The organism is Ahniella affigens (assembly GCF_003015185.1).
GTDB lineage: Bacteria > Pseudomonadota > Gammaproteobacteria > Xanthomonadales > Ahniellaceae > Ahniella > Ahniella affigens.
The window spans coordinates 1474991-1500847 of record NZ_CP027860.1 but is presented as its reverse complement, the minus strand read 5'-3'; the positions used below and the strand labels follow the sequence as shown (position 1 = coordinate 1500847).

24 protein-coding genes, 3 tRNA genes and 1 pseudogene are annotated in these 25857 nt (G+C 60.5%); 4 read left to right on the top strand and 24 right to left on the bottom strand.

Features of this window, described 5'->3' with window-relative positions; translation table 11 throughout:
* Window positions 1-377 precede the first annotated feature (377 nt).
* Complete coding sequence (locus C7S18_RS05665) at window positions 378-923, top strand: GspH/FimT family pseudopilin (protein ID WP_106890646.1); 546 nt, start codon at window positions 378-380, stop codon at window positions 921-923.
* 28 nt (window positions 924-951) lie between these two features.
* Here the strand turns inward: C7S18_RS05665 and C7S18_RS05660 are convergent, their stop codons facing one another.
* From C7S18_RS05660 to C7S18_RS05650, 3 genes are all read right to left on the bottom strand, one after another.
* Window positions 952-3108 (bottom strand): RelA/SpoT family protein, encoded by a 2157-nt coding sequence (locus tag C7S18_RS05660; RefSeq protein WP_106890645.1) that lies wholly within the window; start codon window positions 3106-3108, stop codon window positions 952-954.
* A 170-nt stretch (window positions 3109-3278) separates the two neighbouring features.
* Window positions 3279-6491, bottom strand: a complete 3213-nt coding sequence (locus C7S18_RS05655; RefSeq protein WP_106890644.1) for a thrombospondin type 3 repeat-containing protein — start codon at window positions 6489-6491, stop codon at window positions 3279-3281.
* Between the two features lie 2 nt (window positions 6492-6493).
* Window positions 6494-6901 (bottom strand): hypothetical protein, encoded by a 408-nt coding sequence (locus C7S18_RS05650; protein WP_106893929.1) that lies wholly within the window; start codon window positions 6899-6901, stop codon window positions 6494-6496.
* 316 nt (window positions 6902-7217) lie between these two features.
* On the opposite strand from C7S18_RS05650, the gene C7S18_RS05645 reads away from it, so the two are divergent.
* Both C7S18_RS05645 and C7S18_RS05640 read left to right on the top strand, forming a co-directional pair.
* A complete protein-coding gene (locus tag C7S18_RS05645) occupies window positions 7218-7742 on the top strand; it encodes a GAF domain-containing protein (RefSeq protein ID WP_106890643.1) in 525 nt (174 codons plus the stop codon).
* Between the two features lie 61 nt (window positions 7743-7803).
* A complete protein-coding gene (locus tag C7S18_RS05640) occupies window positions 7804-8106 on the top strand; it encodes a hypothetical protein (protein WP_106890642.1) in 303 nt (100 codons plus the stop codon).
* 73 nt (window positions 8107-8179) lie between these two features.
* Here C7S18_RS05640 and C7S18_RS05635 read toward each other — a convergent pair whose 3' ends face one another.
* Window positions 8180-8608, bottom strand: coding sequence for a cupredoxin domain-containing protein (locus tag C7S18_RS05635; RefSeq protein WP_146151774.1), 429 nt, complete (start codon window positions 8606-8608; stop codon window positions 8180-8182).
* Window positions 8609-9038: 430 nt separating this feature from the next.
* Here C7S18_RS05635 and C7S18_RS05630 point away from each other — a divergent pair, with 430 nt between their 5' ends.
* Window positions 9039-10352 carry a hypothetical protein gene (locus C7S18_RS05630; RefSeq protein ID WP_240623983.1) on the top strand — a complete coding sequence of 438 codons (1314 nt, stop codon included), beginning with the start codon at window positions 9039-9041 and terminating at the stop codon, window positions 10350-10352.
* Here C7S18_RS05630 and C7S18_RS25265 read toward each other — a convergent pair.
* From C7S18_RS25265 to C7S18_RS05540, 20 genes and pseudogenes are all read right to left on the bottom strand, one after another.
* Window positions 10278-10463 (bottom strand): HGGxSTG domain-containing protein, encoded by a 186-nt coding sequence (locus tag C7S18_RS25265; protein ID WP_425481090.1) that lies wholly within the window; start codon window positions 10461-10463, stop codon window positions 10278-10280. The two genes, C7S18_RS05630 and C7S18_RS25265, sit on opposite strands and share 75 nt — an antisense overlap.
* Before the next feature lie 218 nt (window positions 10464-10681).
* On the bottom strand, window positions 10682-11017 hold the full coding sequence (locus tag C7S18_RS05625; RefSeq protein ID WP_106890639.1) for a TubC N-terminal docking domain-related protein: 336 nt from the start codon (window positions 11015-11017) through the stop codon (window positions 10682-10684).
* Window positions 11014-12825 carry an AAA family ATPase gene (locus C7S18_RS05620; RefSeq protein ID WP_106890638.1) on the bottom strand — a complete coding sequence of 604 codons (1812 nt, stop codon included), beginning with the start codon at window positions 12823-12825 and terminating at the stop codon, window positions 11014-11016. The genes C7S18_RS05625 and C7S18_RS05620 overlap by 4 nt, the downstream gene beginning before the upstream one ends.
* Entirely contained in the window at window positions 12822-13070 is a 249-nt protein-coding gene (locus C7S18_RS05615) for a CHC2 zinc finger domain-containing protein (RefSeq protein ID WP_170113135.1), read from the bottom strand. The genes C7S18_RS05620 and C7S18_RS05615 overlap by 4 nt, the downstream gene beginning before the upstream one ends.
* Window positions 13071-13193: 123 nt before the next feature.
* Window positions 13194-13328, bottom strand: a complete 135-nt coding sequence (locus C7S18_RS25085) for a hypothetical protein (protein WP_276309435.1) — start codon at window positions 13326-13328, stop codon at window positions 13194-13196.
* A 15-nt stretch (window positions 13329-13343) separates the two neighbouring features.
* A pseudogene (locus tag C7S18_RS24835) lies at window positions 13344-13451 on the bottom strand (hypothetical protein); the annotation flags it as partial.
* Between the two features lie 131 nt (window positions 13452-13582).
* The gene (locus C7S18_RS05605) at window positions 13583-14233 is read right to left on the bottom strand and encodes a hypothetical protein (RefSeq protein ID WP_106890635.1); all 651 of its coding nucleotides are present in this window, start codon (window positions 14231-14233) and stop codon (window positions 13583-13585) included.
* A 153-nt stretch (window positions 14234-14386) separates the two neighbouring features.
* Window positions 14387-15628 (bottom strand): tyrosine-type recombinase/integrase, encoded by a 1242-nt coding sequence (locus C7S18_RS05600; RefSeq protein ID WP_106890634.1) that lies wholly within the window; start codon window positions 15626-15628, stop codon window positions 14387-14389.
* Window positions 15629-15790: 162 nt separating this feature from the next.
* Window positions 15791-15876: transfer RNA gene (locus C7S18_RS05595), tRNA-Leu, on the bottom strand.
* A gap of 12 nt (window positions 15877-15888) precedes the next feature.
* Window positions 15889-15962 (bottom strand) — tRNA-Cys (locus C7S18_RS05590).
* 116 nt (window positions 15963-16078) lie between these two features.
* Window positions 16079-16154: transfer RNA gene (locus C7S18_RS05585), tRNA-Gly, on the bottom strand.
* 118 nt (window positions 16155-16272) lie between these two features.
* Window positions 16273-16836 (bottom strand): CDP-diacylglycerol--glycerol-3-phosphate 3-phosphatidyltransferase, encoded by a 564-nt coding sequence (gene pgsA, locus C7S18_RS05580; protein ID WP_106893928.1) that lies wholly within the window; start codon window positions 16834-16836, stop codon window positions 16273-16275.
* A 182-nt stretch (window positions 16837-17018) separates the two neighbouring features.
* On the bottom strand, window positions 17019-18833 hold the full coding sequence (gene uvrC / locus C7S18_RS05575) for an excinuclease ABC subunit UvrC (protein WP_106890633.1): 1815 nt from the start codon (window positions 18831-18833) through the stop codon (window positions 17019-17021).
* A gap of 2 nt (window positions 18834-18835) precedes the next feature.
* Window positions 18836-20260, bottom strand: coding sequence for a thioredoxin-like domain-containing protein (locus C7S18_RS05570; RefSeq protein WP_106890632.1), 1425 nt, complete (start codon window positions 20258-20260; stop codon window positions 18836-18838).
* An 8-nt stretch (window positions 20261-20268) separates the two neighbouring features.
* Window positions 20269-20769 carry a low molecular weight protein-tyrosine-phosphatase gene (locus C7S18_RS05565; protein ID WP_106890631.1) on the bottom strand — a complete coding sequence of 167 codons (501 nt, stop codon included), beginning with the start codon at window positions 20767-20769 and terminating at the stop codon, window positions 20269-20271.
* Entirely contained in the window at window positions 20766-21536 is a 771-nt protein-coding gene (kdsB, locus tag C7S18_RS05560) for a 3-deoxy-manno-octulosonate cytidylyltransferase (protein ID WP_106890630.1), read from the bottom strand. Before kdsB ends, C7S18_RS05565 begins: the two co-directional genes overlap by 4 nt.
* Entirely contained in the window at window positions 21533-22543 is a 1011-nt protein-coding gene (gene lpxK, locus C7S18_RS05555) for a tetraacyldisaccharide 4'-kinase (RefSeq protein ID WP_106890629.1), read from the bottom strand. Before lpxK ends, kdsB begins: the two co-directional genes overlap by 4 nt.
* The gene (msbA, locus tag C7S18_RS05550; protein WP_106890628.1) at window positions 22540-24291 is read right to left on the bottom strand and encodes a lipid A export permease/ATP-binding protein MsbA; all 1752 of its coding nucleotides are present in this window, start codon (window positions 24289-24291) and stop codon (window positions 22540-22542) included. The genes lpxK and msbA overlap by 4 nt, the downstream gene beginning before the upstream one ends.
* The gene (locus C7S18_RS05545) at window positions 24284-24724 is read right to left on the bottom strand and encodes an ExbD/TolR family protein (protein WP_106890627.1); all 441 of its coding nucleotides are present in this window, start codon (window positions 24722-24724) and stop codon (window positions 24284-24286) included. Before C7S18_RS05545 ends, msbA begins: the two co-directional genes overlap by 8 nt.
* Window positions 24721-25359: a MotA/TolQ/ExbB proton channel family protein gene (locus tag C7S18_RS05540; RefSeq protein ID WP_106890626.1), complete on the bottom strand. Its 639-nt coding sequence runs from the start codon at window positions 25357-25359 to the stop codon at window positions 24721-24723. The genes C7S18_RS05545 and C7S18_RS05540 overlap by 4 nt, the downstream gene beginning before the upstream one ends.
* Between the last annotated feature and the right edge of the window lie 498 nt (window positions 25360-25857).

The following is a 25857-nucleotide window of genomic DNA, read 5'->3' as shown; positions in this document are numbered from 1 at the left end:
GATTCGTCTCCTTCGATTCGTCTCGTTCGATTCGCTTGGATTGCCATTCGCAAGTTTGAACCTCACCCCGGATCAAGTCCGGGGTGACGAGCGGTAGATTGCTGGTCCTTGGGGCAACAAGCTTTTGCCGTGCTGCAGTTGTGCGACCAAGTACGTAGCGGTCAGGTGATCAGACGCCTTCCCCGACTCGCCCTTCCCCGACTCGCCAGTCCGGACTTGTTTGAAGGTCCCACGCAAGCGCGTGATGAATCCGCCTTAGCGCGCCGTTTGCGAGCCAACGCTAGCTCAGAAATTTCTGAGGCGAAAATCAGAATTCTCCTGAAGACTGCAGCTTGGAGATCGTGCACGCTGTCGGTCATGGCATGGAGGCCTGAGCGATGCGACAACATGTACACGGATGGTCGATAGTGGAACTGGTCGTCACGATGTTGATCGTGGCGATTCTGGCATTAATGGCAACCAGCCTCTATCGCGATGCTCAGGCTAAAGTCGCGAGCAACAGCCTTCGCGAGGGAATACTCGCTGCGCTGCTCAAGGCCCGCAGCGAGGCGACGGGGCGAGAGCACATTGTGATTATGTGCCCAAGCACCGATCGTTGGCATTGTGCCGACACCGAAGCGTGGCACCACGGGTTTGTGCTGATCGCCGATCAGAACGGCAACGGCCGGCCCGACGCGACCGAGTCTCGTCTTTTCAGCCAAACCGAAATCACGCCGCATGCTCATGCACTCTCGAGTCGCGGCCGCCGACTGCTGAGGTTCCATCCGAACGCGGGCAATGCCGGCAGCAATGTGACGTTTACGTTTTGCGATCGGCGTGGTGCGGAGTTTGCGAGTGGCCTCGCGATGAGCAACACGGGCAACTATCGCGAGGTCGACCCTGCCGAAGCGGCCCTAGCAGGCGCCTGCGCTGGCTTTGGCTGAAACCGCCGCGCGCCCGCTGTCACCAGCATCATCCCACGAGGCGACCGACCGCATGCACCACGGGCGCACGCCGCAGCCGGCGCAAAATATCGGCCAGATGCTTGCGGTGGCGAACTTCGATCACAAACAACATGGCCGCCGTGCGCAGATCGCGCTCCTGGTACTCGACCGTGTCAATGTTGGCATTGCATTCGGCGATCGCGGCGGCGACTGTCGCGAGCACGCCAGGCTTGTTGTCCACCACCACTTTCAAGCCCACTTTGAAATCGCCCTGCACTTCCCGATCCCACGCAATCTGCACCGCGCGATCGGGTGTCTTGGCCAACTCCTGCGCGTTCGGGCACTCGCGTTGATGCACGACGATGCCCTTGCCGGCGGACAAAAATCCGACGATGTCATCGCCCGGTACCGGGTGGCAGCAGTTCCCGAAGCTGACGACACCGCGCTCGGTGCCTGTAATCAAGATGTTCTCGGATGGTCGCTGCGCCTGGCCGAGCTCCAACACGCTGGCATCGCGCGTCAGTGCCCGCGCGACCGCCTGCGGCATGCGGTTGCCAAGGGCGATATCGGCCAGCAAGTCTTCGATGCGCTTGAAGCGATGCTCGGCCAACACGGCATCGAGCGCTGCGGTGGAAATGTTTTCGAGCGCCGTGCCGAGCTGTTCCAGTGCACGATCGAGCAGGCGATGGCCGATTTCCACCGAGTCCTCATGCTGGATCTGCTTCAGCGCATGCCGGATCGCGGTCCGCGCCTTGCTCGTCACCACAAACTCCAGCCAGCCGATCTGCGGTTGCGCACTGGCGGCCGTGATGATCTCAACCGCCTGGCCACTGGACAGCCGAGTACGCAACGGCACCAGTTTTTGATCGACTCGGGCCGCCACTGCGTGACCGCCGACGGCGGTGTGCACCGCATACGCAAAATCGAGCGCCGTGCTGTTCTTTGGCAGGGCCAGAATGTCGCCCTTCGGAGTGAACAGGTAGACCTCATCCGGATACAGATCCACTCGGACCGATTCGATGAAATCGAGCGACGATGCCGTCTGGGTATGCTGATCGACCAAACCAGCCACCCAATCCCGGGCGCGAGCCTGTGCGGTATTCCCGGCCGCGCTGACATCGGCCTTGTAAGCCCAATGGGCCGCGATGCCCCGCTCCGCCATCAGTTCCATGTCTTCGGTGCGAATCTGCACCTCCAGCGGCGTGCCCCCTGGGCCGAACAGGACGGTATGCAGGCTCTGGTAGCCGTTCGCCTTGGGGATCGCGATGAAGTCGCGAAAGCGGCCGTCCACCGGTTTGAACAGGCTGTGCAGCACGCCGAGTGTCAAATAGCACTGCAACGGCTCGCTGACGAGCACCCGCACCCCGTACACATCGAGCACATCGGACAGGTCTTTGTGCTCGGACCGCATCTTTTGATAGATGCTGTACGGCGACTTGACGCGGCTAATCAGGCGAAACGGGATCTGCTCGTACTTGAGTTTCTCCGCAATCGTGTGCTGAATGCGGTTCATGCCCTCCCGGCGATCACCGTAGCGGGCCTTCAAATGGGCTTCGAGCACGCGGTGCCGAAAGGGATGCAAGGCCTGAAAGCCCAGATCCTGCAACTCCCCCTTGAGCCGATTCATGCCCAGGCGCTGGGCGATCGGCGCGTAAATCTCGAGCGTTTCCTTGGCGATGCGGCGCCGGCTGTCGGCGGCCATCGACCCCAAAGTCCGCATGTTGTGCAGACGGTCGGCCAGTTTGATCAGAATCACTCGAAGGTCCTGCGCCATGGCCAGGACCATCTTTCGAAAGCTCTCGGCAGCCGCCTCCATGCGCGACTGAAAATTGACCTTGTCGAGCTTCGTCACCCCATCGACGATGTCGGCCACCGATTGCCCAAACTCCCGCACAATGTCGGCGTGCGTCAGGCTGGTGTCTTCAAGCGTGTCGTGCAGAATGGCGGCACAAATCCCGTCGGCGTCCAGATGCATCTCGGCCAGAATCTCGGCCACCGCCAACGGGTGCGTGATATAGGGCTCACCACTCTTGCGCGTCTGGCCCAGATGGGCATGATCCCCCACCTCAAACGCCCGATTGACACGCTGGCGCTGTTCGGCCGGCAGGTACTCGGCCAGACGCCGGTCCAATGCCGCCAGATCATGCATTCGGGAATCCAATGAGTTTTGCGGGGCTTCGTCCATACACCCGAGTTTGCACAATTCGCGCGGAGCGTCAAACCAAGTGACCGATCACACGGCTTTGGCGGTCGGCGGGGCGAGCGCCGACGCAGGCACGAAGCGGGTCGCCGCGCGCTGGAACTTGGCCCAGACCCTGCCTGCCGTCGACCGCACGGCAGGCAGCTATCAGTGCATTACAAGGTCAGTGGATCCTCGTACCCGTCGCCGAACACGTAGCACTGATTACTGAATTCGTTCGGGCAGAAGTCACAGACATTGCCGATCAGATCACCGTCGTCGTCCTGCTGCGACGGATTGGCCGCGAACGGGCAGTTGTCACAGACATTGCCACGCTGATCGAGGTCACGATCGGCTTGGTCCGCGTTGCTGATGGCAGGACAGTTGTCGCAAACGTTGCCGCGCAGGTCGCCGTCGTCGTCGAGCTGATCGACATTGCTCACCAGGGGGCAGTTGTCGCTGGCGTCTTGGAAGCCATCATTGTCGTCATCCGGGTCGCAGACATCACCAAGCGCGTCGCCATCGGCATTGGCCTGGTTCAGATTGACGATCAGCGGGCAGTTGTCGACGCCATCCAGCACGGTGTCATTGTCGTCATCCGGGTCGCAGGCATCGCCGCCGTCGTTCGCGCCGTCGGTATTCGTTTGGTTGAGATTGGGCACCAATGGGCAATTGTCAGTGCCGTCGGGCACCGCGTCGTTGTCGTCGTCGCCATCGCACGCATCGCCCAGGCTGTCCATATCAGTATTCAGCTGATCCGGATTGGTGACCGTCACGCAGTTGTCGCAGACATCGCCAAGCGGGTCGCCATCGCTGTTGGTCTGATTGGTATTGCCTGCCGCCGGGCAGTTGTCGCAAGCCGTGCCAACGAGGTCACCGTCCCCATCGGCCTGATCGGGATTGCTGATCAAATCGCAGTTGTCGCACGCATCGCCCAGCAAATCACTGTCGGAATTAGTCTGGCTCGCGTTGGCGACGCTGATGCAATTGTCGCAGGCATCGCCGAGCAGGTCGCTGTCGCTATTGATCTGGCTCTGATTGGTCACCAGTGGGCAGTTGTCACAGGCATTCCCCAGCCCATCCGTATCGCTGTTCAATTGATCGTTGTTCGCGGCAAAGGGGCAGTTGTCGCAGGCGTCGCCCAGCTGATCGAAATCCAGGTTGGACTGATTCTGATTGCTGATCAGGCGGCAGTTGTCGCACGCATCGCCAACTGAATCGGCATCACTATTGATCTGATCGTTATTGGCGACATTGACGCAGTTGTCGCAGACATCGCCGCGCGCATCGGCATCGGCGTTGGCCTGATTGGTGTTGGCAACGGTAGAACAGTTGTCGCAGACCGTACCCACTTGATCATTGTCGCCGTCGGCCTGATTGGTGTTGGCTGCGTTCGGGCAGTTGTCGCACGCCGTGCCAACGGTATCGCTGTCTGGGTCCAGTTGATCGCGATTGCTGATCAGATCGCAATTGTCCAGGCTGTTGCACCAGCCATCGAAGTCGCCGTCGCCCGTACTCTCGGTGCCTTCGCAAGTGCAAAGCCGCCCCGCAGTGGTCGACCAGCGCCCATCCTCGCCAGAAATCACGGTACCGTTCGTGTTCGACCAAAGGTTGAATGACCAAAAGCATTGATCGGTCGGGTCCACCATCGTCGCCGAATAATCGCCCCAGCGGTTCCGATTGCCTCCAAACGTGCGCAGATACGTATCCAGGCCGGCCCGCAGCGTCTGGCTGCTGGATACCGTGTTGTTGCTATCGGTCGGTCGGCGGGTGACCACGTAGGCACCAGGATTCAAGTTGGTACTGGACGCCGCAAAGCTGATGGCCAAGTGGCCGAACTGGTTCGTCGCAATCGACGGATAGAACGTGTGGACGCTGCTGCCCAGATCCTCGCCGCCAATCTGGCCGCGCTGCGCCACCGACAAGTTGTTCAGCACGCTCGTGTCGAGTTGCAACCAGTACGCCGTGTTTTGGTTGGCATTGGACTGCGATGCCGGCGGCAGCACATTGAACACCATGCTGAGCCGGTTGTTGTGCCAGACCACGTCGAGCATTCTCCGGTCTCCCGGATCGAGCCCCGCCACAGAACCCGGCTGCGGCGCGTTCGGAAAATCGACCGTGAAACTCTGATCGATGTCCGCGACGTTTTCCAATGCCGACGTAAAGGTTGGCGACGTATTCAGCGGATTGTCGATGCGGATCGTATTGATCTGCTCGACGCCGCCCGTCGTGGCAAAGCCCGAATAGGCCGCCAGCCACGTACCGACGGTTCCGGGTCCGGCGCTCAGCATGCGCGCCGGCATGACCGGTGCGCTGTCGGCCAACGTTGGCTCTGGATCAAACTGCCGAGCGACCACCGTACCGCCGCTGTAAAGGCCCCCGCTGACGCCCTTGTTGAGAATCCAGAGGCGCGAATCGAGGTAATTGCCGACCGTGAAATCGAAGTAGTTTCCGGTCACATACAACGCATCCTCATCAATACCGAAACCGGGATAGTCGAGCCAGCCGGGCGTGCTTGAGATCGTCAGCTTGGTGTTGATTCGCGCCATGCGCCAGACCCCGTTCGGATCGGCGTCGTCGCTGACTGCGACAAACAAGAACGAACTATCGGTCGCATCACCATTGGCCTGACTCAGCACTTCGAGCGTCAGCACGACAAAACGATTCTCGAAGGGGTCGAACAGGACCCGTGGATCAAACGTGTAGGTAGACGGCCGCTGGCTGCCAAGGCCCGCGAAAAAGTCTTGCAGGCCCGTCTGCAATTGCACCTGACCGTCCGACTTTCGATGAATCTTCAGCGTGACGTTACTGACCGCCACGACGTGGTTCGGTCCGGCTGCCGCGTGCGCGTCGGCCGGAATAAAGCGAAAGCCATCGTTCAACGTGCCGTTGTCGTCAAACGCAATACTGTCGAATTTTGGCGCGATGCTGCCGACGATCTTGGCGGCGTCACCCACCGCGGTTGGACGATCTGAAGGCGAACCAGCCGTTGCCTCAGCAACTGCCGCGCCGCCGCCCTGCACGCGCTCCGGTGCCGAAGCATTGCCGCGCCCGCGCGTGCCCGGCAACACGGGCCAGCGGGCATGGGGCACCTGGAACTGCGGCTGGGTATCGGTGCGCGCCGGAAACAGGCGTTGGTACTGGGCCGAGCCATTGCTCTGCTGCACAGCCAGCGCCTCGGTCTGCACCGACATCGGCTGACCCAGATCCGCGGTAGCTGTTACCGGCGCAGGGGATCGCACGGCGCTATTCGCACCAGCACCGTCGGCATCCGGCTTGGGGGTGTGGGCGCAGGCAGAAAGGCCGCACACGCCGATCCACAGCAAGGTCCGGAGCTTGGTCAGGCCCGACGGCACAGGGCATTGGTCAGCATCGGCGCGGCGCATCATGATCACCCCGCCCGCTCTTCGCGAATCGGACCAAAATCCCGGCGGGCCGCCGAAATCGTCACGGTAAAGCCGGCGATGACATCGATCAGGCACATGACCGTCAGTGCCAAGAACGTTCCCTGCCCAAAACGCGGCACTATCAGGAACTCGACGAGCGCAACAATGAACACCGCCAGCGACAACGCATGGTCGAGAATGGTGCTGGTGCTCGTCCGGGTGGCTTTGAACAACTCGACATAGAGCAGCACCAAGCCGAGCAGCACGAGTCCATCGCCCACCGTCAGCGCGAGCGCGGTGCCAGACGGGAGCGGCAGCGCAAACATCACTTGTGTCATGGCGACATCGCCGAGAAAGGCGAGCCCATTGGCGATCAGGATGGCAATGGCGAGCAAGGGCAAGGCAGCGAGCATGAACAAACCTCTGATGCAGAAAAGGGGCACGGCGCGCGGCGCCCGAACTTGCGAGAACCCAGCACCAATTGGCAATGGGCTAAAGCTCGTCCGCGCCAGCCCGGACCGGCGGCCGCCATATTCTAGCGCCCCGGCCCACCAGGGCGATTCGAACGGACGCCCATTGTTGGTTCGGGCGTTGCTCCAGAACGCCATCCGGTGTGGCCGGTCGCCGGACAATCCTCCCGAAACGCCGCTTGTCGGACTGTGACCAAGCCGTCTGGAAGCGCCGATCCGGTTGCAATAAAGTGCAACGGCGCCCGCCAGCCACCCCCTGATGACCGCTGCCATTCCGATTCAAATTGACGCCGCCGCCGAGGCCGCACTGACCCAGCTCCTGGTGCTGCTGCGAAAGTCGCAGTCGCCGCGCGAGGCCGCCTGGGCACTGACCTCGCAGGCCATTGCCGCGCTCGGGCTGGAAGATTGCGTGGTGTATCTGACGAATCCCGATGGTCAGACGCTGACCCAGGTCGCCGCCTTTGGCCCCAAGCTGAAAGCCACGGGTTTGATCGAGAATGCCATCACGCTGCGCTTCGCCCAGGGCATTGTCGGCAACGCCGCCGCCAACCGATTGTTGATTCGAGTTGACGACACCCGACTCGATAGCCGCTACGTCCTCGACGACGATCAACGCCTGTCCGAACTCGCCGTGCCGATTTTACGGACCGACGACGTGCTTGGCGTGATTGACAGCGAGCACACGTTGGCCCGCTTCTTTACCGACCATCATGAGCGCCTGTTGCGCCAAATGGCGGCACTGCTGGCCGATCGCCTCACCGAACTACAGCAGCGACGATCATGATCGTTATCTGCCGCTACGCCGCCCCAAGCCCGATTCCCTTTCCGGACGAGTCTCCAATCCCATGCGCTATTTGAGCCTTGCTGCAACGGTTTTTTGTGTGGTCATGCTGTTCGTCAGCAGCAACCCGACGGTGCTCGGCCTGTGCCTGCTTGGCATCTTCCTGTTTGGCCTGATCAGCGTGTTCGCTTTCGCGCAAGCAAAAATCGCCTCAAGCGCGCCACCGGTAGTGACGATACTGAGCCCGAAAGAACTGGCCGCCATACGCGAACGGGCGGCTGCGAATAAGGCAAAGACTGCCGCGGGCGGTGGCATCCCGGCTACTGGCAAGCTCGTACCGAACAACTCGGACGACGACTCGGATTGAATCAGTCCGATCGTGTGCGCCCGGAACCAGGCCGGCAAATGCCGCGTGTGGGTTCACCGCGATTTGGGCTCACTTACTCGAAGCTATCCCGAACAATCACCGGGTCTTGCACACGCACCGAGCCCCGCATGTCCATGAACGCGTGCACCACGCAGATGTAAAAGAAATCGCCCGGCTCGATGAACGTTTTTCGACAATCCGGCAATGTCACCGAAATGTCGTCGCAGAGCAGCGGATCGGGCGTAAACGGCGTCGTACCGGTAGCGGTACGCACCTGCCGAAATGGATGCGCCCCAGAGTAATCAAACTGCACCGTTTGCCCGACGTAGATATCGAGCTGCTGCGGCACATAGGTGTTGCCCACGATGCGAACGCAGTGATCGACCGGACATTCGCCCGCCCATGTCTCGCCAACCGGCATCAGCAACACGCTGAGCAGCCCAGGCAAAATGAAACTGAAAGAAGAAGCACGTACCGACGTCATGCCCAGAGTGTGCCGCAAGACACACACCGTTGCCCGTCGACTGCAACACAGAATTGGGTCGCTGGCTGCGTAACACCGCAGCGAGACAAGACCGACAACAATGCGGTCTTGTGGTGCCCGGAGCCGGAATCGAACAAACGCCGAAACTCTCATAATATAAAGAGCACCCGCCATACTGGACCTAAGCTATACCCCCAGATATACCCCCAGCGGTGTGGCACTTGGATAGTTGCCTACAAGCTGCGTCCTCACTATAAACTCACGAGGACGCCTTTTTCTTGATTGCGGTATTGGGGGAAAAATGAGAGTTTCGCGACACTTTAGGCTGAATAGAGATCAAGAGTCTTTAGATTTTCTTGATGTAAACGTAAATCGCGATTTACCTGTCTTTGTAGATCCGGTAGCGATACGGTCTTTGGAAACTGAGTGGGGTCAGGATTGTGTTCATTTGCTGCAAGACTACTTCCAAGAAGTCCTGAAGGCGATTCGTTCCGCCGATCACGACCGGGCAAAGGGCCTTCTAGCATGTCTTAACGAGAGAAACGAATTTCACATCGGCTTCTCCAAGCATGAGTCCAGAGGGAGGGCGCTCGGAAAGGTTTCAGCCGAAGATATTTGGAAGTCTCTCGTGAGGAGCAAAGCGGCCGAGACTGCCCTGTTGGAGGATTTGGAAGACTCTGTGCTTTTTGTGGATGGAATTGGCCCGGACAAATTATCCGATGCTGTGTGCAATATCATACGCCGACCCTTGATTGCTTACACACAGCAAGCCTGCAACTACTACGGAATCAAACTTGAAGCCGAAGTCAACTCTGGCCCTCTATGGGACTCGAAAGAGAAGGAATGGAGCTCAACCTTAATCCGACTGCCTGTCACGAAGGCAGGGCCTTTGATTCTCCTCCCGAAGATAATTGTTCGTGCGCAACAATCCTATAGATTCGGTCAATTCTATCAACATTACCTCTTGCCGACTCTGCAGCAGCACCACCTATCCATCAACTCTGACTTAGTTCGAGTGTTGAAAAGCAAGAAGAATAAGGGAGGAAGACGCGTATACAAGAAGGACTTAGCTGACCGGTACGGCAATGACAAACTGGCAGCAGCCAAGGCCACTATCGAGCATCCTGAAGCATTGACGAAATTCCGTCAGGACAAGCGACGAGATCGATCGCGTCCTCTCGACCATAGCGCATTTGCCGAAATCGAAAACGTCCCTGTTCCAAATTTTGTAAAGCTTGTTGAAAATGTAAGAGCACTGAAACCCGGCAAGGATCAAGCGCAAGCCTACGAGGACGCAATCGAGAAACTCTTGACGGCGGTCTTGTATCCGTCGCTGTGTTCACCTATCAAGCAGTCGCCGCTTCATGAAGGCAGGAAGCGAATCGACATCACTTACGTAAATGCTGCAAAAGAGGGTTTTTTCTATTGGCTCGCACAAAAGTATCCAGCGCCGCACATCTTCGTTGAATGCAAGAACTACGGTAAAGAAATCGGAAACCCGGAGCTTGACCAGCTTACGGGCAGGTTCTCACCCTCCCGAGGCCAGGTCGGACTCCTCGTCGTGCGATCCATCGAGAACCGCGAGCTCCTAATCAAGCGTTGCAAAGACGCGGCTACCGACCAGCGAGGGTTTGTACTGGTGCTTGAAGATGCGGATCTTCTTGATTTCGCAACAAAGAGAAATGAATTACTCAAGGGTAACGGCGTTTCGGGTTTTGGCGACACAGGTCTGTATCGGCAATTTAGAAACCTCGTCTTCTGACGTAGCGAACTGCCGCAGATTGGTCAGCGCCCGAACCTTGCCAGATTGCGTTTTGGGTCCGGTCGCACGCCCACCATGAAACCGACACCGCTTTTTCCCGGGCTCCGCCATGGCTTGGCAAGGCTGCCCGTCTCTATGACGCTTTGCGCCGCATTTCGGTCTAGTGGCCGGCCGCTTAGGCACCTGCTCGGATATAGGCGGAATGTGGCGGAAAAGTCTGCGCTCCAGGCCGCTACCGAAGTCATACGCGCGCGGGCGCGCGCGCAATGCGTCAGAAAACGCGGATTTGGGGTGATTTGAATCGATCGATGCCGAATCAGTCTTACTTGTCATGGTTGCTCTCGCTTCGTTTGTGGGGCGCTCCGAACGCCAGCAAGGCGGGTCTGGTAGCGCTCCCGTAGATCAGTGATCAGTTCGCCTGCATCTTGGCCAAGGGCGGTGTGCCATGTGTCGGGCGGGTCGCCATGCAAACTGAATTGCATGGCGCAAAGAGTCGGGAGTCTTGGCGCCAGCAGCATCAATAATTCGGCTTTGCTCTCCGTGAGTCGGCACCGAACTTCGGGCGATATCAACCCGGCCGGGGCGTCGATCGTCAGTCGACCATTCCGCACACCAACACGCGCGCCGGCCTGCCGCAGTTCATTCAGCAATGCTTCTGCGCTCATAGCTCGAAGCGCTCCCGGTCAGTGGATGAGTCGCCATCGTCGCCGAATGGGTCGACCAGTTGCGCCACTTCCTCGGCAGTCGCGCCAATCGCGCCATTCTCAGAACTTGGCGCAGATGGCGCGATTGTGGCGCGACTGTCCAACTTGAGGCGCCAAACGGCGGGCTGTTGGAATCCCGGCTTTCGGGACTCTGCACCCGCCTTGTGCATCGCTCGCTGCACCGTTCGCCAAGCGAATCCGGCTTCTTTGGCGAGTTCGCGAAGCTGTTTCGTTTGCGTGGGGCCAGCTTTCAGGGTATCGCGTAGCCATTCGACGGCGCCGCGCACTTCGCCTTGCTGATCAGAATCGGTTCCCTCGATTTCGTTGAATAGCTCGCGGGCGGAACCAATGACCCGTTCCCCCCATTGGACAGTCGATGCATTCAGAACTTGCCCCGCTGTCTCAAACGGAGTTTGGTCTAGGCGATAGCGAAAGCCGCCGTCTTCCGGTCCGATGTTCGACTTGGTTCGAACCAGCAGACGCCACCCATCCTGGTTGCACGCATTCGGGTCTTTGCCGGTCGCCATGACCACGCGCGCCATTGCAGCAAAGGCGAGACTCCCGGTAACGCGCTCGGTCGGATCACGGCCGGCAGTGCCTTTGCTGAAATGCGAGATGCCGAGCACGGCAAGCGACCTTGCTTCGGCAAGATCGGCCAAGGGTTGCATGGACTTCCGAACTTCGGCGTTTTTGTGCGAATCGCCTTGCACCACCGAGACAATGGAATCCAGGATCAGCAACCGGGCGTGCTTGTGCTCGCGGACTTTACGCTCCAGGGCGGGCATGTCCGCAGCAGGATCAAATGGCCGTTTCCGCTCGCGATCGTTCATGGTGTCGACGAAAAGGACACGCTCCAAGTCTGCCCCCGCCGCTTTCAGGCGCGGCACAAGCGTATCGGCTGGCGAATCCTCGCCGGACCAAATCACTACATCCCCAGCTTGTGCGCGTGTCCCGTCGGGCCAGCATCCGCCCCGAGTGATGACCGCAGCCATGGCGAGCGCAATCGTGGTCTTGCCCGTGCCCGGTGCACCTGCAAGCACATGGATCTTTCCCAGTGCGAGCCAGCCGGGCCAAACCCAGTTGATCGGTCGAATTTGAATCTTGTCCGCGCGAGTCAGTTCAACGCTAGGCAAACCCTCATCCAGCTTTGGCGGCCATTGCTCCACCCGTGGCAAGGCGAGCACGTCGGCCGCCGTGGCCTGGTTGTGATCAGCAAGCCAGTCGATCACGTCGCCCTTTTCCCGCACGCCAATTTGTGCGGGATCGATCGCTGACACGTCGCATCCCAGCGCCAGCAGGATCGTGGCAACGGCATCGGCGTAGGTACGTCCCGCCGGGTCGTGATCGGGCCACACGATGCACGTTCTACCCTGCAACGGGGTCCAGTCGGCACCGTCCGCGCTGCTTGATCCGCCGCTTGTGGTGGCGATCAGCCCGAGCCGTTCCAACGCTTCTACTTTTTGCTCGCCTTCCGTGATGAACACGGGCGAATCGTTCGGGGCCTTGATCAGTTCGGGCAATCGGTACAGTGGCTTTTTCTTGCCAGACGCTGGCGGCTCTCCGAGCTTGAACGTGCGGCCGTTCCAGAACATCGGCCGAATGAATTTCTCGCCTGTCTCGGGATGCTTCATCCGAATGCGCCAGAACTCGGGATTGCCTTTTTCGTTCTGGTATATGTGCAAGTTGCTCGGCTCAAAGCCCTGCAATTGCTGCCTCTTGGTCAACTCGCGGGCCGCACGCTTTGCGGCTTGATGGTCGGGAACGATCATCGCGCCCCCTTGATCAGATCCAGCACGGCCGCGCGAAATTCGAGCCCGTGGCGGCTCATGTGAAAGCCGATCAGATCGCCGCCGCCGCAACCAGCGAAACAACGCCAGCGGCCACTGACCATGTGAACACTGAGGCTTGCATTGTGATCGTCATGGAACGGGCAAGTGCCTTGCATCCATCCGGAAGAGTTCGGCCGTGACAGCTTGTCCAACTGCGTCCGATAGTAGGTTTCAGGCGCGGGCATGCGCTGGCGCCAGTCAGAAGGCAAGCGGACTGCGTTAGAATACGGGGGTCGTGACTCGCCAAAGCCGACCACCGCGCCCCGCTTCGCCGGGGCGTGCGTGTTTTTGGGTTTGGGCATCGCGGCTCACTCCGAAGCGTTCTGATTCGCCGCCGGCACGCGGCTCTTGGCCGTTGCGGCTTCTGCGTCTTTGGCCGTCCGTTCGATCAACGCACGGATATCCTCAATCCGCCAAGCCGTGCAGCGGTCTGAGATTTTCACGCCCTTTGGAAATCTTCCGTCTCGGACACCGGCCCACCAATGAGAGCGGGAAACTGGGATCAGTTGCAGAACGGTCGGAAGTCGAATGAATCCCGTTTCCGGGAGAATTGAAGCGATCACCATTGGTCATCCTCGAATACCGGCGCACCGGAGAGGATTCCAATTGTGATATCAGATTTTCGGGCGTGAAGCCCCATTGCCGGCATCGCGCACGGGCTACCGGCACTGCATGCACTGTGCCGGCAGAGTGCAGGTTAGGCGTTCTTCAAGTGCTTTCGCACGGTCCTGAAGGTTCCCTGTCCGAACTGTTTTTTCAGGATCGGGGTCAGAACCTCTGCCGCTTGGTCTTTGCTCAAAAAACTGCCCTCTCGGACACCCTCGGCATATAGCCTTCGGGCCTCATCCCGTAATCGCCGCGCATCGGCGTGCTTTGCGTGCGCCGCGCGGCTTCCGAGCTGCGACGACAGGAACTCTCGATTGGTAAAGCAAATGACGTGCGAGACATCGCGGCAAAGTTCCATCGCGTCCATCGCATACGTCCATGCGATTTGTACTTGCCCACTGCGATAGGCACGAATGGTCTCTGCGATCAACGCCAATGCGGTTCTGACAATTAGTTCCATTGGATCGGAATTACTGCGCCTAATTGGGACTCGCCTTGCTTCCGTCAGCCATTCTTCTGAAAAGGGCTCGTCACTGTCTGCGCGGTCGATTGCAATCGCCAGGAGCTTTGCAACAGATTTGCTCAGTTCGCGTTGAACATCAGGATCCCCGAGTTGCTTGTTGGTTCGGCCGTTAACAAAAAGAGCCTTCAAGTTCACGATTGCCCTAATCGCTTCAGTGACCGGGGTTCTCTGCTGTCTTTGGCTGATCTCCGGAAAGGCAAACGCTATTGATTCAGGCATTGCGCAACCCTACCTTGCGCCCTTCGATGGTCACCACGGCAACGGGCGAAGGTTTCCCGCTTTCAGCTGGCCGGCCTAGCCGTGGTGCGATTGATCCAATGGGGGAAATAGGGGCGAGCCCTCGCCACTGCAAGAGCGCAGCAGATGGGCGGGTTAATCCGCATTCTTACCCTTCTGGCTCGCACGCTTGGCATGAATCGGTGTCACCGATGCCGGCAGGTCGAGCCCGTCGATCCAATCCGCCCACCGTTGCATGGCGCGCACGCGCTCATCGTTGAACGCGGTGCGGTCATAGGCTTTTTGGATCGCGTCTCTTTTGGCGTGGGCCAATTGCGCTTCCAGAACATCGGCGGGAATGCTCAAGCGCTCGCGGCCGGCGGTGCGGAGCATGCCGCGAAAACCATGGGTGGCGTGTTGGCCGCCAAAGCCCATTGATCGCAAGGCTTTGCTCAGGGCGTCGCGGTGTAGGTGTGGCGTTGCTTGTCGCGACACCGGGGGAAATACGAATTCGGGGCTGAAGCGCAGTTCGCGCATGTGCGCCAGCAGGGCCACTGCTTGTTTGGGCAACGGCACAATGTGCGCGTGGCGGGTCTTCATGCGCTCGGCAGGAATGCGCCATTCGGCGGCATCGGGGGCGATCTCGGTCCAACGCATCGATGCGACCACGCCCGGGCGTTGCGCGGTGTATGCGCACATGAGCAAGGCGGCCCGCACCACCTCGCCGGGATACGCGCGAATCGCGCGCATCAAATCGCCGATTTGCTCGGGCAAGGTCGCGGCCGGAATGTGCCCGGTCGCCATCGTCGGCAATACCCCGTCCAGAACCAGCATGCGACCCTCTTCGCGCAAGCCATCGCGCATGGCATGGCGAACGATGCCGCTCAGGTATTCGCGGGCTTTACGGGCCATTTCCGGGGCTTTCTCGGCCGCTGCCCGCAATACCGGAGCACAATCCTTGCTCGCCAGTGTGGCAATGGGTCGTGAGCCGAGCTTGGGCAGCAGGTAATTGCCCGTGATCAGTTTGGCCTTGCGATAGCTCGCCGCTGACCAACTGGGGCGCTTGAATGCGAGCCATTCGGCACAGACGACTTCGAAGGTTCCGCGCAGATCGCGCCGCGTGGCTTCGCGCGCTGCCTTGCGTTGCTCGGAGGGATCAACACCCGATTGCAGCAAGGCGCGGGCGGCATCGCGTCGCGTGCGGGCTTCGGCCAACGTCACTTCCGGAAACACGCCCAAGGCTAGGAGCTTTTCGCGGCCAGCAAAGCGGTACTTCATGCGCCAGTAACGGGCGTTTGCTTCGGTCACTTCCAGATAAAGGCCAAGGCCGTCCCAATGACGCCCGGGCTTAGGATTTCTTAGGGCGACGGCGGTCAGTTTGTCGCGTGCTTTCGGCATGGCTTGGCCACCGGAGCAAAGGGGCGAGATACCCCCATTTATACCCCCAGCCTTACCCGGATGCAATCGGACACGGGCGGACCCTACTGGCCTCAAGGTGCCCGTATTTGCTGGGTTTCAGGGGTTTTTGCCGATCTGGCTGGATCGGCCTGGATGCTGTCTTGGTGCCCGGAGCCGGAATCGAACCGGCACGGCTTTGGGCCGGGGGATTTTAAGTCCCCTGCGTCTACCGATTCCGCCATCCGGGCGGGAAGAGAAGATGGAGGCCTGGGTCGGAATCGAACCGGCATAGACGGCTTTGCAGGCCGCTGCATAACCTTTCTGCCACCAGGCCGGTGGGGGTGCGAGGATACCTGCGCCAGACTACTGGCTGCAACGACTTACGGTCATTGCCAGAGATCATCGACCCTGAAAAAACAAAACCTCGGAGTGCCGAGGTTTTGTGGAATCTGGAGCGGGAAACGAGACTCGAACTCGCGACCCCGACCTTGGCAAGGTCGTGCTCTACCAACTGAGCTATTCCCGCGGGGAGCGCGCATTATGCTTATCTGGAAAATGGTGTCAACCTTTTTTTTGCGAAGCGGCAAAAAATTTCTTGGTGTGAGTCGGCAACACCCAATGCTTGGCTGCTGAAATCCGCGCCATTACTGCTCGCGGCCGCGCAGGATCGGCCACGCCGCACGAATATAAACCGCGCCTGACCAGATTGTCAGAACGGCCGCCGCAATGAGCAGTGTCTGGCCGAATTGATACATCGGCAGACCGACCTTGGGCAGACGCGCCAGCAGAATCACGATCGCCACCATTTGCACAATGGTTTTGATCTTGCCGAGCAGCGCCACGCGCACGTGTTTGCGCTCACCGATTTCAGCCATCCACTCGCGCAACGCGCTGATGGTGATTTCGCGGCCAACGATGATGGAGCAGACCACGGCCATCAAGATGCTCGGATCCGCTTGCACCAGCAGAAACAGCGTGATGGTGACCGTGAGCTTATCGGCAACCGGATCAAGGAATGCCCCAAATGCCGAGGTCAGGTTGTACTTCCGGGCGATCCAGCCATCGAGCCAGTCGGTGATGGCGCCGAGCGCGAACACCGTCGCCGCCACAATATTGGCGCCTTTGAATGGCAGGTAGAACGTCACCACGATGACCGGAATCAAGGCGATTCGGAACAGAGTCAATATCGTCGGCAAAGTGATACGCATCGGTTCGAACGGTGTCTCTTGGCAGGGTGTGTTGAGGGCAAAACGTTTGGCTGACAGAACGCTTGGTTTGCCGAATCGGATTGGCATTGGCGTGAACGGTGGTTCCGCGCAGTCCCTAGCGTTTTATCATGCGAGAGTGTGTCAGGTCCGTGTAGGCCCGTCCAACAAAGGCTCGTGATCGATCAGGGATGCAGGTGCGCGTAAATGCGCTCAGCGAGCGTACGGTCCACACCGCGCACCTGACTGAGCTCACTGACACCTGCAGCCAGCAGGCCTTGCAAGCCGCCGAAGTGTTTCAGCAACTGCTGCCGACGCCTGGCACCGATGCCTTCGACTTCTTCGAGCACGCTTTGTTCCCGGGCCTTTTCGCGCTTCTTGCGGTGGCTCGTGATGGCAAAACGATGTGCCTCATCGCGGATCAGTTGGAGTTGATGCAACCCCGGGTCTTGATCGTCCGGACGCAACACGCGGCCATCGGCCAGAATGATCTGTTCGAAGCCGGCCTTGCGATCCGGGCCTTTGCTGATGCCGAGCACAGGCAAGGTCTCGGCCCCGAGTTCGGCCAGTGCACGTTTGGCGGCCGCGACCTGGCCTGGACCACCATCGATCAGCAACGCTGCCGGCGGCTCGAACTCGCCGCCCTGAATGCGCTGCACGCGTCGCCGCACCGCCTGCTCTATCGCGGCATAGTCGTCGCCGGCCTTGACCTCGCGGATATTGAACCGGCGATACAGCGCTCGCACCGGCCCATTCGGCCCCAACGACACGCAGCTCGCAACCGTCGACTCGCCCTGCGTGTGGCTGATGTCGAAGCATTCGATCCGCTGGCTGTCTTCGGGCAAGTCGAGCAGCTTGAGCACGGCCTCCCAGCGCGCCTGCTGCGCCGCTTCGGAATTCGCCGCATCTTGCAATGCGGCGGTGGCATTTCGAACCGCAAGCCGCATCAACTCGACGCGGTCACCGCGCTTCGGCAACAACAGCTCCACCTTGCGGCCAGCCAGCTCACCCAGTTGCTGACTGAGCTCGTCAGGCTCGTCCAGTGCGTGCGAGAGCAAGATGGTGCGAGGGGGCGGCAACTCGGCGTAGTGTTGCGCTAGAAACGCGTCGATCACACCGACCTCGGAACTACCATCGGGCACCGGAAATTGCCATGTGCGACTGCCCAGATTCATGCCTTCCCGGAAGAACATCATGAACACCGCGGCCCGTCGGTGCAGCACGGCGGCAGCGACCACATCGGTATCCTGTTCCTGATCGACCACGCTTTGCCTGGCCTGCACCGAGCGTAGTCGCGCAATCGCATCACGCAGCTCTGCGGCGCGCTCGAAAGCGAGCGCCGTGCTGGCCCGTTCCATGTCGCGTACGAGTTCGTCAACCAGTTCGTGCGAGCGCCCTTGCAGAAACCACTCCGCCTGACGCGTGTCTTCGGCGTAACGCTCGGGCGTGATCAGCCCGACACAAGGCGCGCTGCATCGATGAATCTGGTGTTGCAGGCACGGCCGACTCCGGTTCTTGAAGACCGTGTCCTCACAGGTCCGTAGACGAAACAGCTTTTGCAGGCGGTCGATGGCCTCGCGTACCGCGACTTTGCTCGGATAGGGCCCGAAATAGCGACCTTTGCTGCGCGCCCCGCGATGAAACGCAAGTCGCGGGAAGTCATGGGCCGAGAAGTGAATATAGGGGTAGCTCTTGTCATCTCGAAGCAGAATGTTGAAGCGCGGCTTCAACGATTTGATCAGCTCGTTTTCGAGCAGCAGGGCTTCGGATTCGGTGTGTGTGATCGTGAATACAATTTTCGCGATCGACTGCACCATCAGCTGAATACGGGCTTCCAGCTGCGGTCGCGCAAAATAGGTGCTGACGCGCTTCCGCAGATTCTTGGCCTTGCCTACATACAGAATGCGGTCGTCGGCGTCGAGCATGCGATACACGCCCGGCGCCGTTGGCAGACCGGCCGCAAACGCGCGGCCATCAAAGGGTTGGGCGGGATCCGCCATGCTTACTCGCCGATTGGTAGCCGCTGGGCCTGACCGGTCGCGGTATCAATCCGAACCACTTCGTGGGCGCCGGTATTGGCCACCCAGATTTTGCCTGGCGTGGCCTTGACATCACCGGGCAGCGTGAATTTGTAAGGCAGGTTGATTGTCTTGGCGCCACCGCCCCGGAGCGACAGGGCTTTCAGTTTGTTGTTGTACGTGTCGACGACCCACAGAATCTGCCCATTCGGGTCGACGGCGCAGCCCATCGGTGCCTGCAAGCGCACGGCAGCCGGTAAGCCATCCACATCGCCGAACTCATAGGGACCAGCGCCCACCAACGTGGTCGTGCGGCCATCGCGAATAGCGCGGACCGACGACGATTCCAGATCGACCACATAGACGGTCTGATTGCTGTATGCGATGCCGGTGGGCCGGGCAAACGTGACCATGCTGCCCTCCCCGTCGTCCCGCCCGAATGCACCCGAACCGGCGAACGGCACCAAACGGTTGCGCGCCAGGTCGAGATTCCAGATCTGGTTTTGGCCGGCCATCGCGATCAGCAGTTTTTCGTTCGCAATTGCCACATCCCACGGCGAATTGAGCGCCACTTCCTGCAAGGACGCATGTTCCTGATTCAGCGGCCGGCCATGGGCACCGGTGCCGCAGATGGTTTCGATTTCGCCGGTAATCATGCGGACGCGGCGGATGCAATGATTGCCGCGGTCCGCGATGTACAGCATGTCCTTGACCAAGGCCATGCCCTGCGGCTCATTGAAGCCGGATTCGGACAATTTGCCGTCGAAATGACCCGGCGTACCGGAGCCGATCTGGCGAATCACCCGACCATCATGGGTGCATTCGAGCACGCGGTTGTTGCCAGAGTCGGCGACGAACAGCCCGGATTCCGTGACCAGCAATTTGCCGGGGAAGCGCAGCGCCGAACGTGGCTCTGGGCGCGAAATGCTCGGGGACGCGTCAAACGCACGCAGATCGCGGGCGGCTGCCTCTTCCAAAAGCTCGCCAATCAGTTGATCCAGCTCGTCGCGGCGCCCTTCACCGGCATATGCGCCCGCAATCTTGCCTTCAGAATCCACGACGACCGTGGTCGGCCACGACTGCACGCCGTATTGACGCCATAGAATCCAGTCGGCGTCGTTGATCACCGCATGGCGGATATAGAGCCGGTTGATGGCTTTCTGGACCACTGCCGCCACGCGCTCGGCGTCGAATTTCGGCACGTGCACGCCGAACACGGTGACCCCGTCGTGATACTTGCTTTCCAGATACTTGAGTTCGGCCAGCATGTGCTGGCAATGAATATTGCTCGCATTCCAGAAATGCAGCAGCAACACCCGCCCGCGCAATCGCTCCCACTCCGGCCCCTGGGCGAGATTCACCCAAATGGTGTTTTTCGTGAACGGCGGGGCAAGGGGACGCAGCGACATGGCTTGGCTCAATCAAATGCCCCTGCATTATGCAGACGTTGTAACGATTTGATAAGCCCATCAATACCTTGGCGAATCAAGTCAAAGCTGAATCGAAAGTCGTCAAGGGCGCCCGTGTAGGGGTCTGGGACTTCCAGCTTGGGCTGACCGGCGAATGCCATCAAGAGCTTCACGCGACCCAGCCGCTCTGGTGGTGCCATTCGGCGCAGATTCTGCAGGTTGTAGTGATCCATCACCAACAGAAATTCCGCCTGAAAATCAGCGGGCTGGATGCGTCTGGCGGCGTGCGGGCGCAAGTCCAATTGGAACTCCTGAGCGACCTGAACCGAGCGCGGATCAGCGGCCTGCCCTTGATGATAGGCATGGGTACCCACGGAGTCGGTCACAAACTGGCTAGCCATTCCGGCCTGCTGCAAGGCCTGATCGGCATAGACCTTGGCGAGCGGCGAGCGGCAAATATTACCCGTGCAAACAAAGATCAAGCTGCGGGTACCGGTAGCCTCGGTCATGGTTTTGCCCCCGCCAGAATGGCCCGAACCCGGGCCAGATCCTCGGGGGTATCGACACCTGCCGGGAACAGTTCGGGCGCGAGCCCGACCTGAATCGGAAATCCGGCGTGCAACACGCGCAATTGCTCCAACGACTCCCATAGCTCAGCGGGCGCTGGCGGGAGGGCGATGTACTGCTGCAAAAACCCAGCCCGATAAGCATAGATGCCGATATGGCGCAGGCAAACGGACGGTTCGGGCAGGCGCCGTGGCTCGGCCGCAAACGCATCCCGCGCCCACGGAATCGGCGCGCGGGAAAAGTACAACGCTTCGCCCCGGGCGTTTCGGACCAGTTTGACGGCACTCGTCGAAAACAGTTCTTCAAGCGATGCAATTGGCGTGGCCAGGGTCGCCATCGGCGCGGCTGACTGCGCGAGCGCCTCTGCGGCGGCACGAATCCCGGATGCCGGCGCCAGCGGTTCGTCGCCTTGCAGGTTCACCACCAATGTGTCGGCAGACCAGCCCCGGATGCGCGCCACTTCGGCCAAGCGTTCGGTACCGGACGGATGGTCGGCGCGGGTCATCACCACGTCGACGCCGCTCGCTTGCAACGCCGACTGAATCCGAACATCGTCGGTGGCCACCAACACCTCGCGCGCACCGGCCAGCATGGCGCGCTCGACCACGCGCTCGACCATGGTCTTGCCCGCCAGTTCAAGCAAGGGCTTGCCAGGCAGACGCGTGGATGCAAACCGGGCAGGAATCGCCACGACAAAATCGAGACTCATGCGGCCGACTCCTGAAACTGCCGAAGCTGCCGATTCAGTTGATCGGCAAACTGAATCGGCAAGTCCACATCGATGGGCACCATGTAGGCGTCAGGCAGGCCCAGGCAGGCACACTTCACGGCATCTTTCTCGGTCATCACAATCGGGAGACTCGTTCCAAATTCAAAGTCACTGCGGCGGAAATGGTGGTGATCTGGAAACGGATGACGGATCACCTGCATCCCTTTTTGCTCAAGCATCCGGAAAAATCGCTCCGGATTGCCGATACCGGCCACTGCATGCACCGGTTGGCCGCGAAAATCGGCGATGGACTTGGCGAGCGTCAAGTCATTGATGGCGACCAGCCGGTGCGCATCAACGGTCATAGCGATCTCGGCAGGCGCCGCGGCAGAACCATTTACCACGACAAAATCGACGCGCTCGGCGCGACTCGGCGGCTCACGCAGCGGCCCGGCCGGCAACAACAATTCGTTACCGAAGCGACGCTCGCCATCGACGACCAGCACTTCGATATCCCGGGCCAGCGACCAATGCTGCAAGCCATCATCACACAGGATCACATCGCAGTGAATGCGGTCGATCAGCAAGCGGCCCGCGTCGGCACGACGACGACCAATCGCGACGGGACACTTGGCAGCGCGCATCAGCCACACTGGCTCGTCGCCAAATTGGGCCGGGTCGGCGTCGAGCGGCAACATCATGGTGCTGGTCTCACTACCGCCATACCCTCTGGACACAATGCCCGGGCGCCAGCCGCGACGCGCGAGCTCCGTCGCCAGCCAGGCAGTCAGCGGGGTCTTGCCGGTGCCACCGACGGTGATATTGCCAATGACCAGCACCGGCACGGGCAACCGACTTGCCCGCTTGATGCCTGTGCGATAGAGCCAGCGGCGGCATGCCAGAATCCATGCGTAGATTACCGCGAGCCAGCGCAGCACCCACGGCACGGGCTGCTGGCCGTACCAGATCGCATTCAGTTGTGCTTCGAAGCGCGCGCGTTGGCTCATTCGTCGCGAAATTGCAAACGATGCAGATGCGCGTACGCGCCCTGCGCGGCCAGGAGTTCGGCATGCGTTCCGACTTCGAGCACGCGACCGCGATCCATGACCACCACTTGATCGGCATGCTCGATGGTCGACAGCCGATGTGCGATGACAATGGCCGTGCGGTTTTTCAGAATCCGGTCAAGGGCGTCCTGGATCAGACGCTCGGATTCGGAATCGAGCGCCGAGGTGGCCTCGTCGAGAATCAGGATCGGTGCATTCTTCAAAATTGCCCGAGCGATGGCCAGTCGTTGCCGCTGCCCGCCAGAGAGGCGCCCACCGCGGTCACCGATCCGGGTATCAAATCCTTCGGGCAACTCGCGAATGAAATCAAGCGCATTGGCTGCTGCCGCCGCCGCTTCGATCTCGGCCCGGCTCGCGTGCCGCAGTGCCCCGTAGGCGATGTTGTTGGCGATCGTGTCATCAAACAGCAGCACGTTCTGACTGACCACGGCCACCTGCGCACGCAGCGTTGCCAGCGTTAGGTCCGGCAGCGCGACGCCACCCAGGCGAATGGTGCCGGCGAGCGGCGCGTAGAACCTGGGCAACAGACGCACAAGTGTGGTCTTGCCGCTGCCCGAGCGACCGACCAGGGCAGTGGTCTTGCCTGCTGGAATGTGCAGATCGACCCCATCGAGTGCCCACGGCTTGTCGTCGGCGTAGCGAAACCGCACGCCGGCAAATTCAATGTCGCCACGGGCATCGGCGGGCGTCGTTCCCGTATCCGGTTCGTCCGGCGCATCCAGCACCGCAAACAGGCTGTCGCCCGCAGCCACGCCACGCTGCAACTGGCTTTGTACGTTCGTCAGCCGTTTGAGCGACGGCAGGATGGCCATCATCGATGTCATCAGCGAGACAAACTTGCCGGCGTCGAGATCGGAGTTCAGGGCAACCTTGCCGGCGAACCACACCAGTGCCGCCAGCACACATGCCGCCATGATCTGGACGAGTGCCGAACTGGTCGCCTGGGTCGCAATGATCTTGCGGTTCAGGCGCTCGCTGCTCGCCGCGTGACCGCGGAACCGCTCCAGTTCCTGGTCGATGCCGCCATAAATCTTGACCGCCTCGATGTTGTGCAGCGACTGCTCAGCAGCATGTGCGAGGTTGCTGGTGGCTCCCTGCACTTTGTGATTCAGGCGGCGATAGCGTTTGCCGACCACGCTGATGATGCCGGCAATCACAGGTGCCACAATGAGAATGGTCAGGGTCAGCGACGCACTCGCGCGAATCATCACAATCAGCAGGGCAATCAGCGTGAAGACGTCGGTGATGATGATCTTCAGGGCATCCGCACTCGCCCGCGCCACTTGATCCGCGGTATAGCTGAGCCGCTGGACCATGATGGCCGCCGGCTCCTGATCGAAGCGCGCCATCGGCAAGAACTGGTACTTGCGCAGCACCTCGGTGCGCAGCTGATACACCACGGCGCCACCAATTCGCGCCATGCCGACATCCACCACGAAGCCCGCCAGGCCGCGGACGACAAACAGCACGATGATCGCCAGCGGAATCCAGTGCATCACCGACGCATCCTGCTTGACGAAGGTGCCGTTGATCATCGGGTCCATCATCCAGGTGAACGCACCGGCGGCAGCGCCTTCGATGATCATCCCGAAAATTGCCAAGAGCGCGATCGGCCAGTGCTGCGCGGTATAACCCAGCAGCCGGCGATAGACCTTGCCGGCATCCGGCTTGGCAGTTTGCTCAGTCATTGTCGCGCTTGACCGGGCCGCTTGGCACAGTCGCGATCGACAGCTTGCTGAAGCCGAGTTTCCCCAGAGCATCCATCGCGGTGACCACCGCCTGATGCTTGGCTTCGCCATCAGCCTTCAGCGCCACGGGCTGGTCGAAATTACCGTTGGCGGCCTTTTCGAGTTCTGCCTTCAAGGTATCGAGCCCCGGGTTCAGCACTTCATTCGCGCCAACAAAAAAACGGCCTTCGCGGTCGATCGTGACCGTCAGTCCCTCGGCACGCTCGCCAGTCGGTTCAGTCGCCGCCTCCGGCAACTGCACCTGCATCATGCTGCGGTTCTCGAACGTGGCAGTCATTACGAAGAACAGAAGCAGCACCAGCATGATGTCGATCAGCGAGATCACGTTGATCTCGAAATCGTCGTCCTTGGACGAACTGCCGCCGATTCTCATCGAGCAACCCGCTTGGCTTGCGCGGTAACCGCCGCCTCGCCTTCCAGATGATCCAGGAGGCCGATGACCTGCTTCTCCATGCGGATCCCGAAATCGGCCACTTTGGCGCGGAAGTAGCGGTGGAACATGTAGGCCGGGATCGCGACCACCAGGCCCGCCGCCGTGCAGACCAGGGCCTCGCCGATGCCGCCGGCGAGGTGATTCGCGTCACCGATCCCGTGTTCCAAGATCGCCAGAAACATCTGGATCATGCCGATCACGGTGCCGAGCAGGCCTGCCAGTGGCGACACGAGCGCGATGGTGCCGAGCGTCGGCAGAAAGCGCTCGAGATCATGCATGACGTGGCGGCCGGTGTCCTCGACCCGCTCCCGAATGGCTTCGCGCCCCAGATGCCGGGCGCGGAGCGCCGCGGCAAGCACGGCACCGAGCGGCGAGTTCTTTTCCAGGGCGTCGATGTGGTCGGGCTCCAGACGGCGCTGCTGCGCCCAGGAGCGGACTTCTTCGCTCAAACCGTCCGGCAGCACGGACTTGCGGCGCAGGCTCCACATCCGCTCGCAAATGATCGCCAGCGCGAACGCCGACAGGATCACGATCGGGATCATCGCCTTGCCGCCTGCCATCAATAGTTCAAGCACGCCTTACTCCTTGCCGGGTCTGGAATCCAAAGGAGTGTAGCCCGCATATTTCATGAGTCGCAATGGTCGCCGGGCGTGACTCGCTGGCGCTCGCTCGCAAAAGCACGGTCAAATCGTGCTGTATCTTCAGAATCAATGGCTTGCGCGCTCAAATCAACACTGAATCGCCGCACCGAGTCCGTTCTGGACAGACGGCACAATCCGGGGCCCCAATGTGTTCCGGCCAGCGATACCCCATGCCGAGCGGTCGCCGCCCCTATCCGGAGCCCACCGATGCCGCGTGCCATTGCCGTCGGCAGATGGCTACACACCGGATCTTGGCGCAGGCAATCGCCTGAGCTTGCGGCCGTGCGCAATAGCACGCTGCATCGGCGGCCGCCGAGGTTCCAAAGCCGGCGCGGCGATCAAACCCTCATCGGTCTTTCGCCATAGCGCGGGCAAAATAAACGGGGCGCTCCGTCGAGCGCCCCGTTTGGCAAGGCTAACGCTAATTCAGAA

What these genes read in the sequence shown, in the direction of transcription:
- C7S18_RS05600 (WP_106890634.1), bottom strand. Translation starts at nt 15,628, where the DNA reads ATGCCGAAAGCACGCGACAAACTGACCGCCGTCGCCCTAAGAAATCCT.
- C7S18_RS05625 (WP_106890639.1), bottom strand. Translation starts at nt 11,017, where the DNA reads ATGAGCGCAGAAGCATTGCTGAATGAACTGCGGCAGGCCGGCGCGCGT.
- C7S18_RS25265 (WP_425481090.1), bottom strand. Translation starts at nt 10,463, where the DNA reads ATGGCGGAGCCCGGGAAAAAGCGGTGTCGGTTTCATGGTGGGCGTGCG.
- C7S18_RS05615 (WP_170113135.1), bottom strand. Translation starts at nt 13,070, where the DNA reads ATGCCCGCGCCTGAAACCTACTATCGGACGCAGTTGGACAAGCTGTCA.
- uvrC (WP_106890633.1), bottom strand. Translation starts at nt 18,833, where the DNA reads ATGGCGGATCCCGCCCAACCCTTTGATGGCCGCGCGTTTGCGGCCGGT.
- C7S18_RS05665 (WP_106890646.1), top strand. Translation starts at nt 378, where the DNA reads ATGCGACAACATGTACACGGATGGTCGATAGTGGAACTGGTCGTCACG.
- pgsA (WP_106893928.1), bottom strand. Translation starts at nt 16,836, where the DNA reads ATGCGTATCACTTTGCCGACGATATTGACTCTGTTCCGAATCGCCTTG.
- C7S18_RS05545 (WP_106890627.1), bottom strand. Translation starts at nt 24,724, where the DNA reads ATGAGAATCGGCGGCAGTTCGTCCAAGGACGACGATTTCGAGATCAAC.
- C7S18_RS05640 (WP_106890642.1), top strand. Translation starts at nt 7,804, where the DNA reads ATGCGCTATTTGAGCCTTGCTGCAACGGTTTTTTGTGTGGTCATGCTG.
- C7S18_RS05645 (WP_106890643.1), top strand. Translation starts at nt 7,218, where the DNA reads ATGACCGCTGCCATTCCGATTCAAATTGACGCCGCCGCCGAGGCCGCA.
- C7S18_RS05620 (WP_106890638.1), bottom strand. Translation starts at nt 12,825, where the DNA reads ATGATCGTTCCCGACCATCAAGCCGCAAAGCGTGCGGCCCGCGAGTTG.
- C7S18_RS05655 (WP_106890644.1), bottom strand. Translation starts at nt 6,491, where the DNA reads ATGATGCGCCGCGCCGATGCTGACCAATGCCCTGTGCCGTCGGGCCTG.
- C7S18_RS05565 (WP_106890631.1), bottom strand. Translation starts at nt 20,769, where the DNA reads ATGACCGAGGCTACCGGTACCCGCAGCTTGATCTTTGTTTGCACGGGT.
- msbA (WP_106890628.1), bottom strand. Translation starts at nt 24,291, where the DNA reads ATGACTGAGCAAACTGCCAAGCCGGATGCCGGCAAGGTCTATCGCCGG.
- C7S18_RS05660 (WP_106890645.1), bottom strand. Translation starts at nt 3,108, where the DNA reads ATGGACGAAGCCCCGCAAAACTCATTGGATTCCCGAATGCATGATCTG.
- C7S18_RS05605 (WP_106890635.1), bottom strand. Translation starts at nt 14,233, where the DNA reads ATGCCTGAATCAATAGCGTTTGCCTTTCCGGAGATCAGCCAAAGACAG.
- C7S18_RS05570 (WP_106890632.1), bottom strand. Translation starts at nt 20,260, where the DNA reads ATGTCGCTGCGTCCCCTTGCCCCGCCGTTCACGAAAAACACCATTTGG.
- lpxK (WP_106890629.1), bottom strand. Translation starts at nt 22,543, where the DNA reads ATGAGCCAACGCGCGCGCTTCGAAGCACAACTGAATGCGATCTGGTAC.
- C7S18_RS05650 (WP_106893929.1), bottom strand. Translation starts at nt 6,901, where the DNA reads ATGCTCGCTGCCTTGCCCTTGCTCGCCATTGCCATCCTGATCGCCAAT.
- kdsB (WP_106890630.1), bottom strand. Translation starts at nt 21,536, where the DNA reads ATGAGTCTCGATTTTGTCGTGGCGATTCCTGCCCGGTTTGCATCCACG.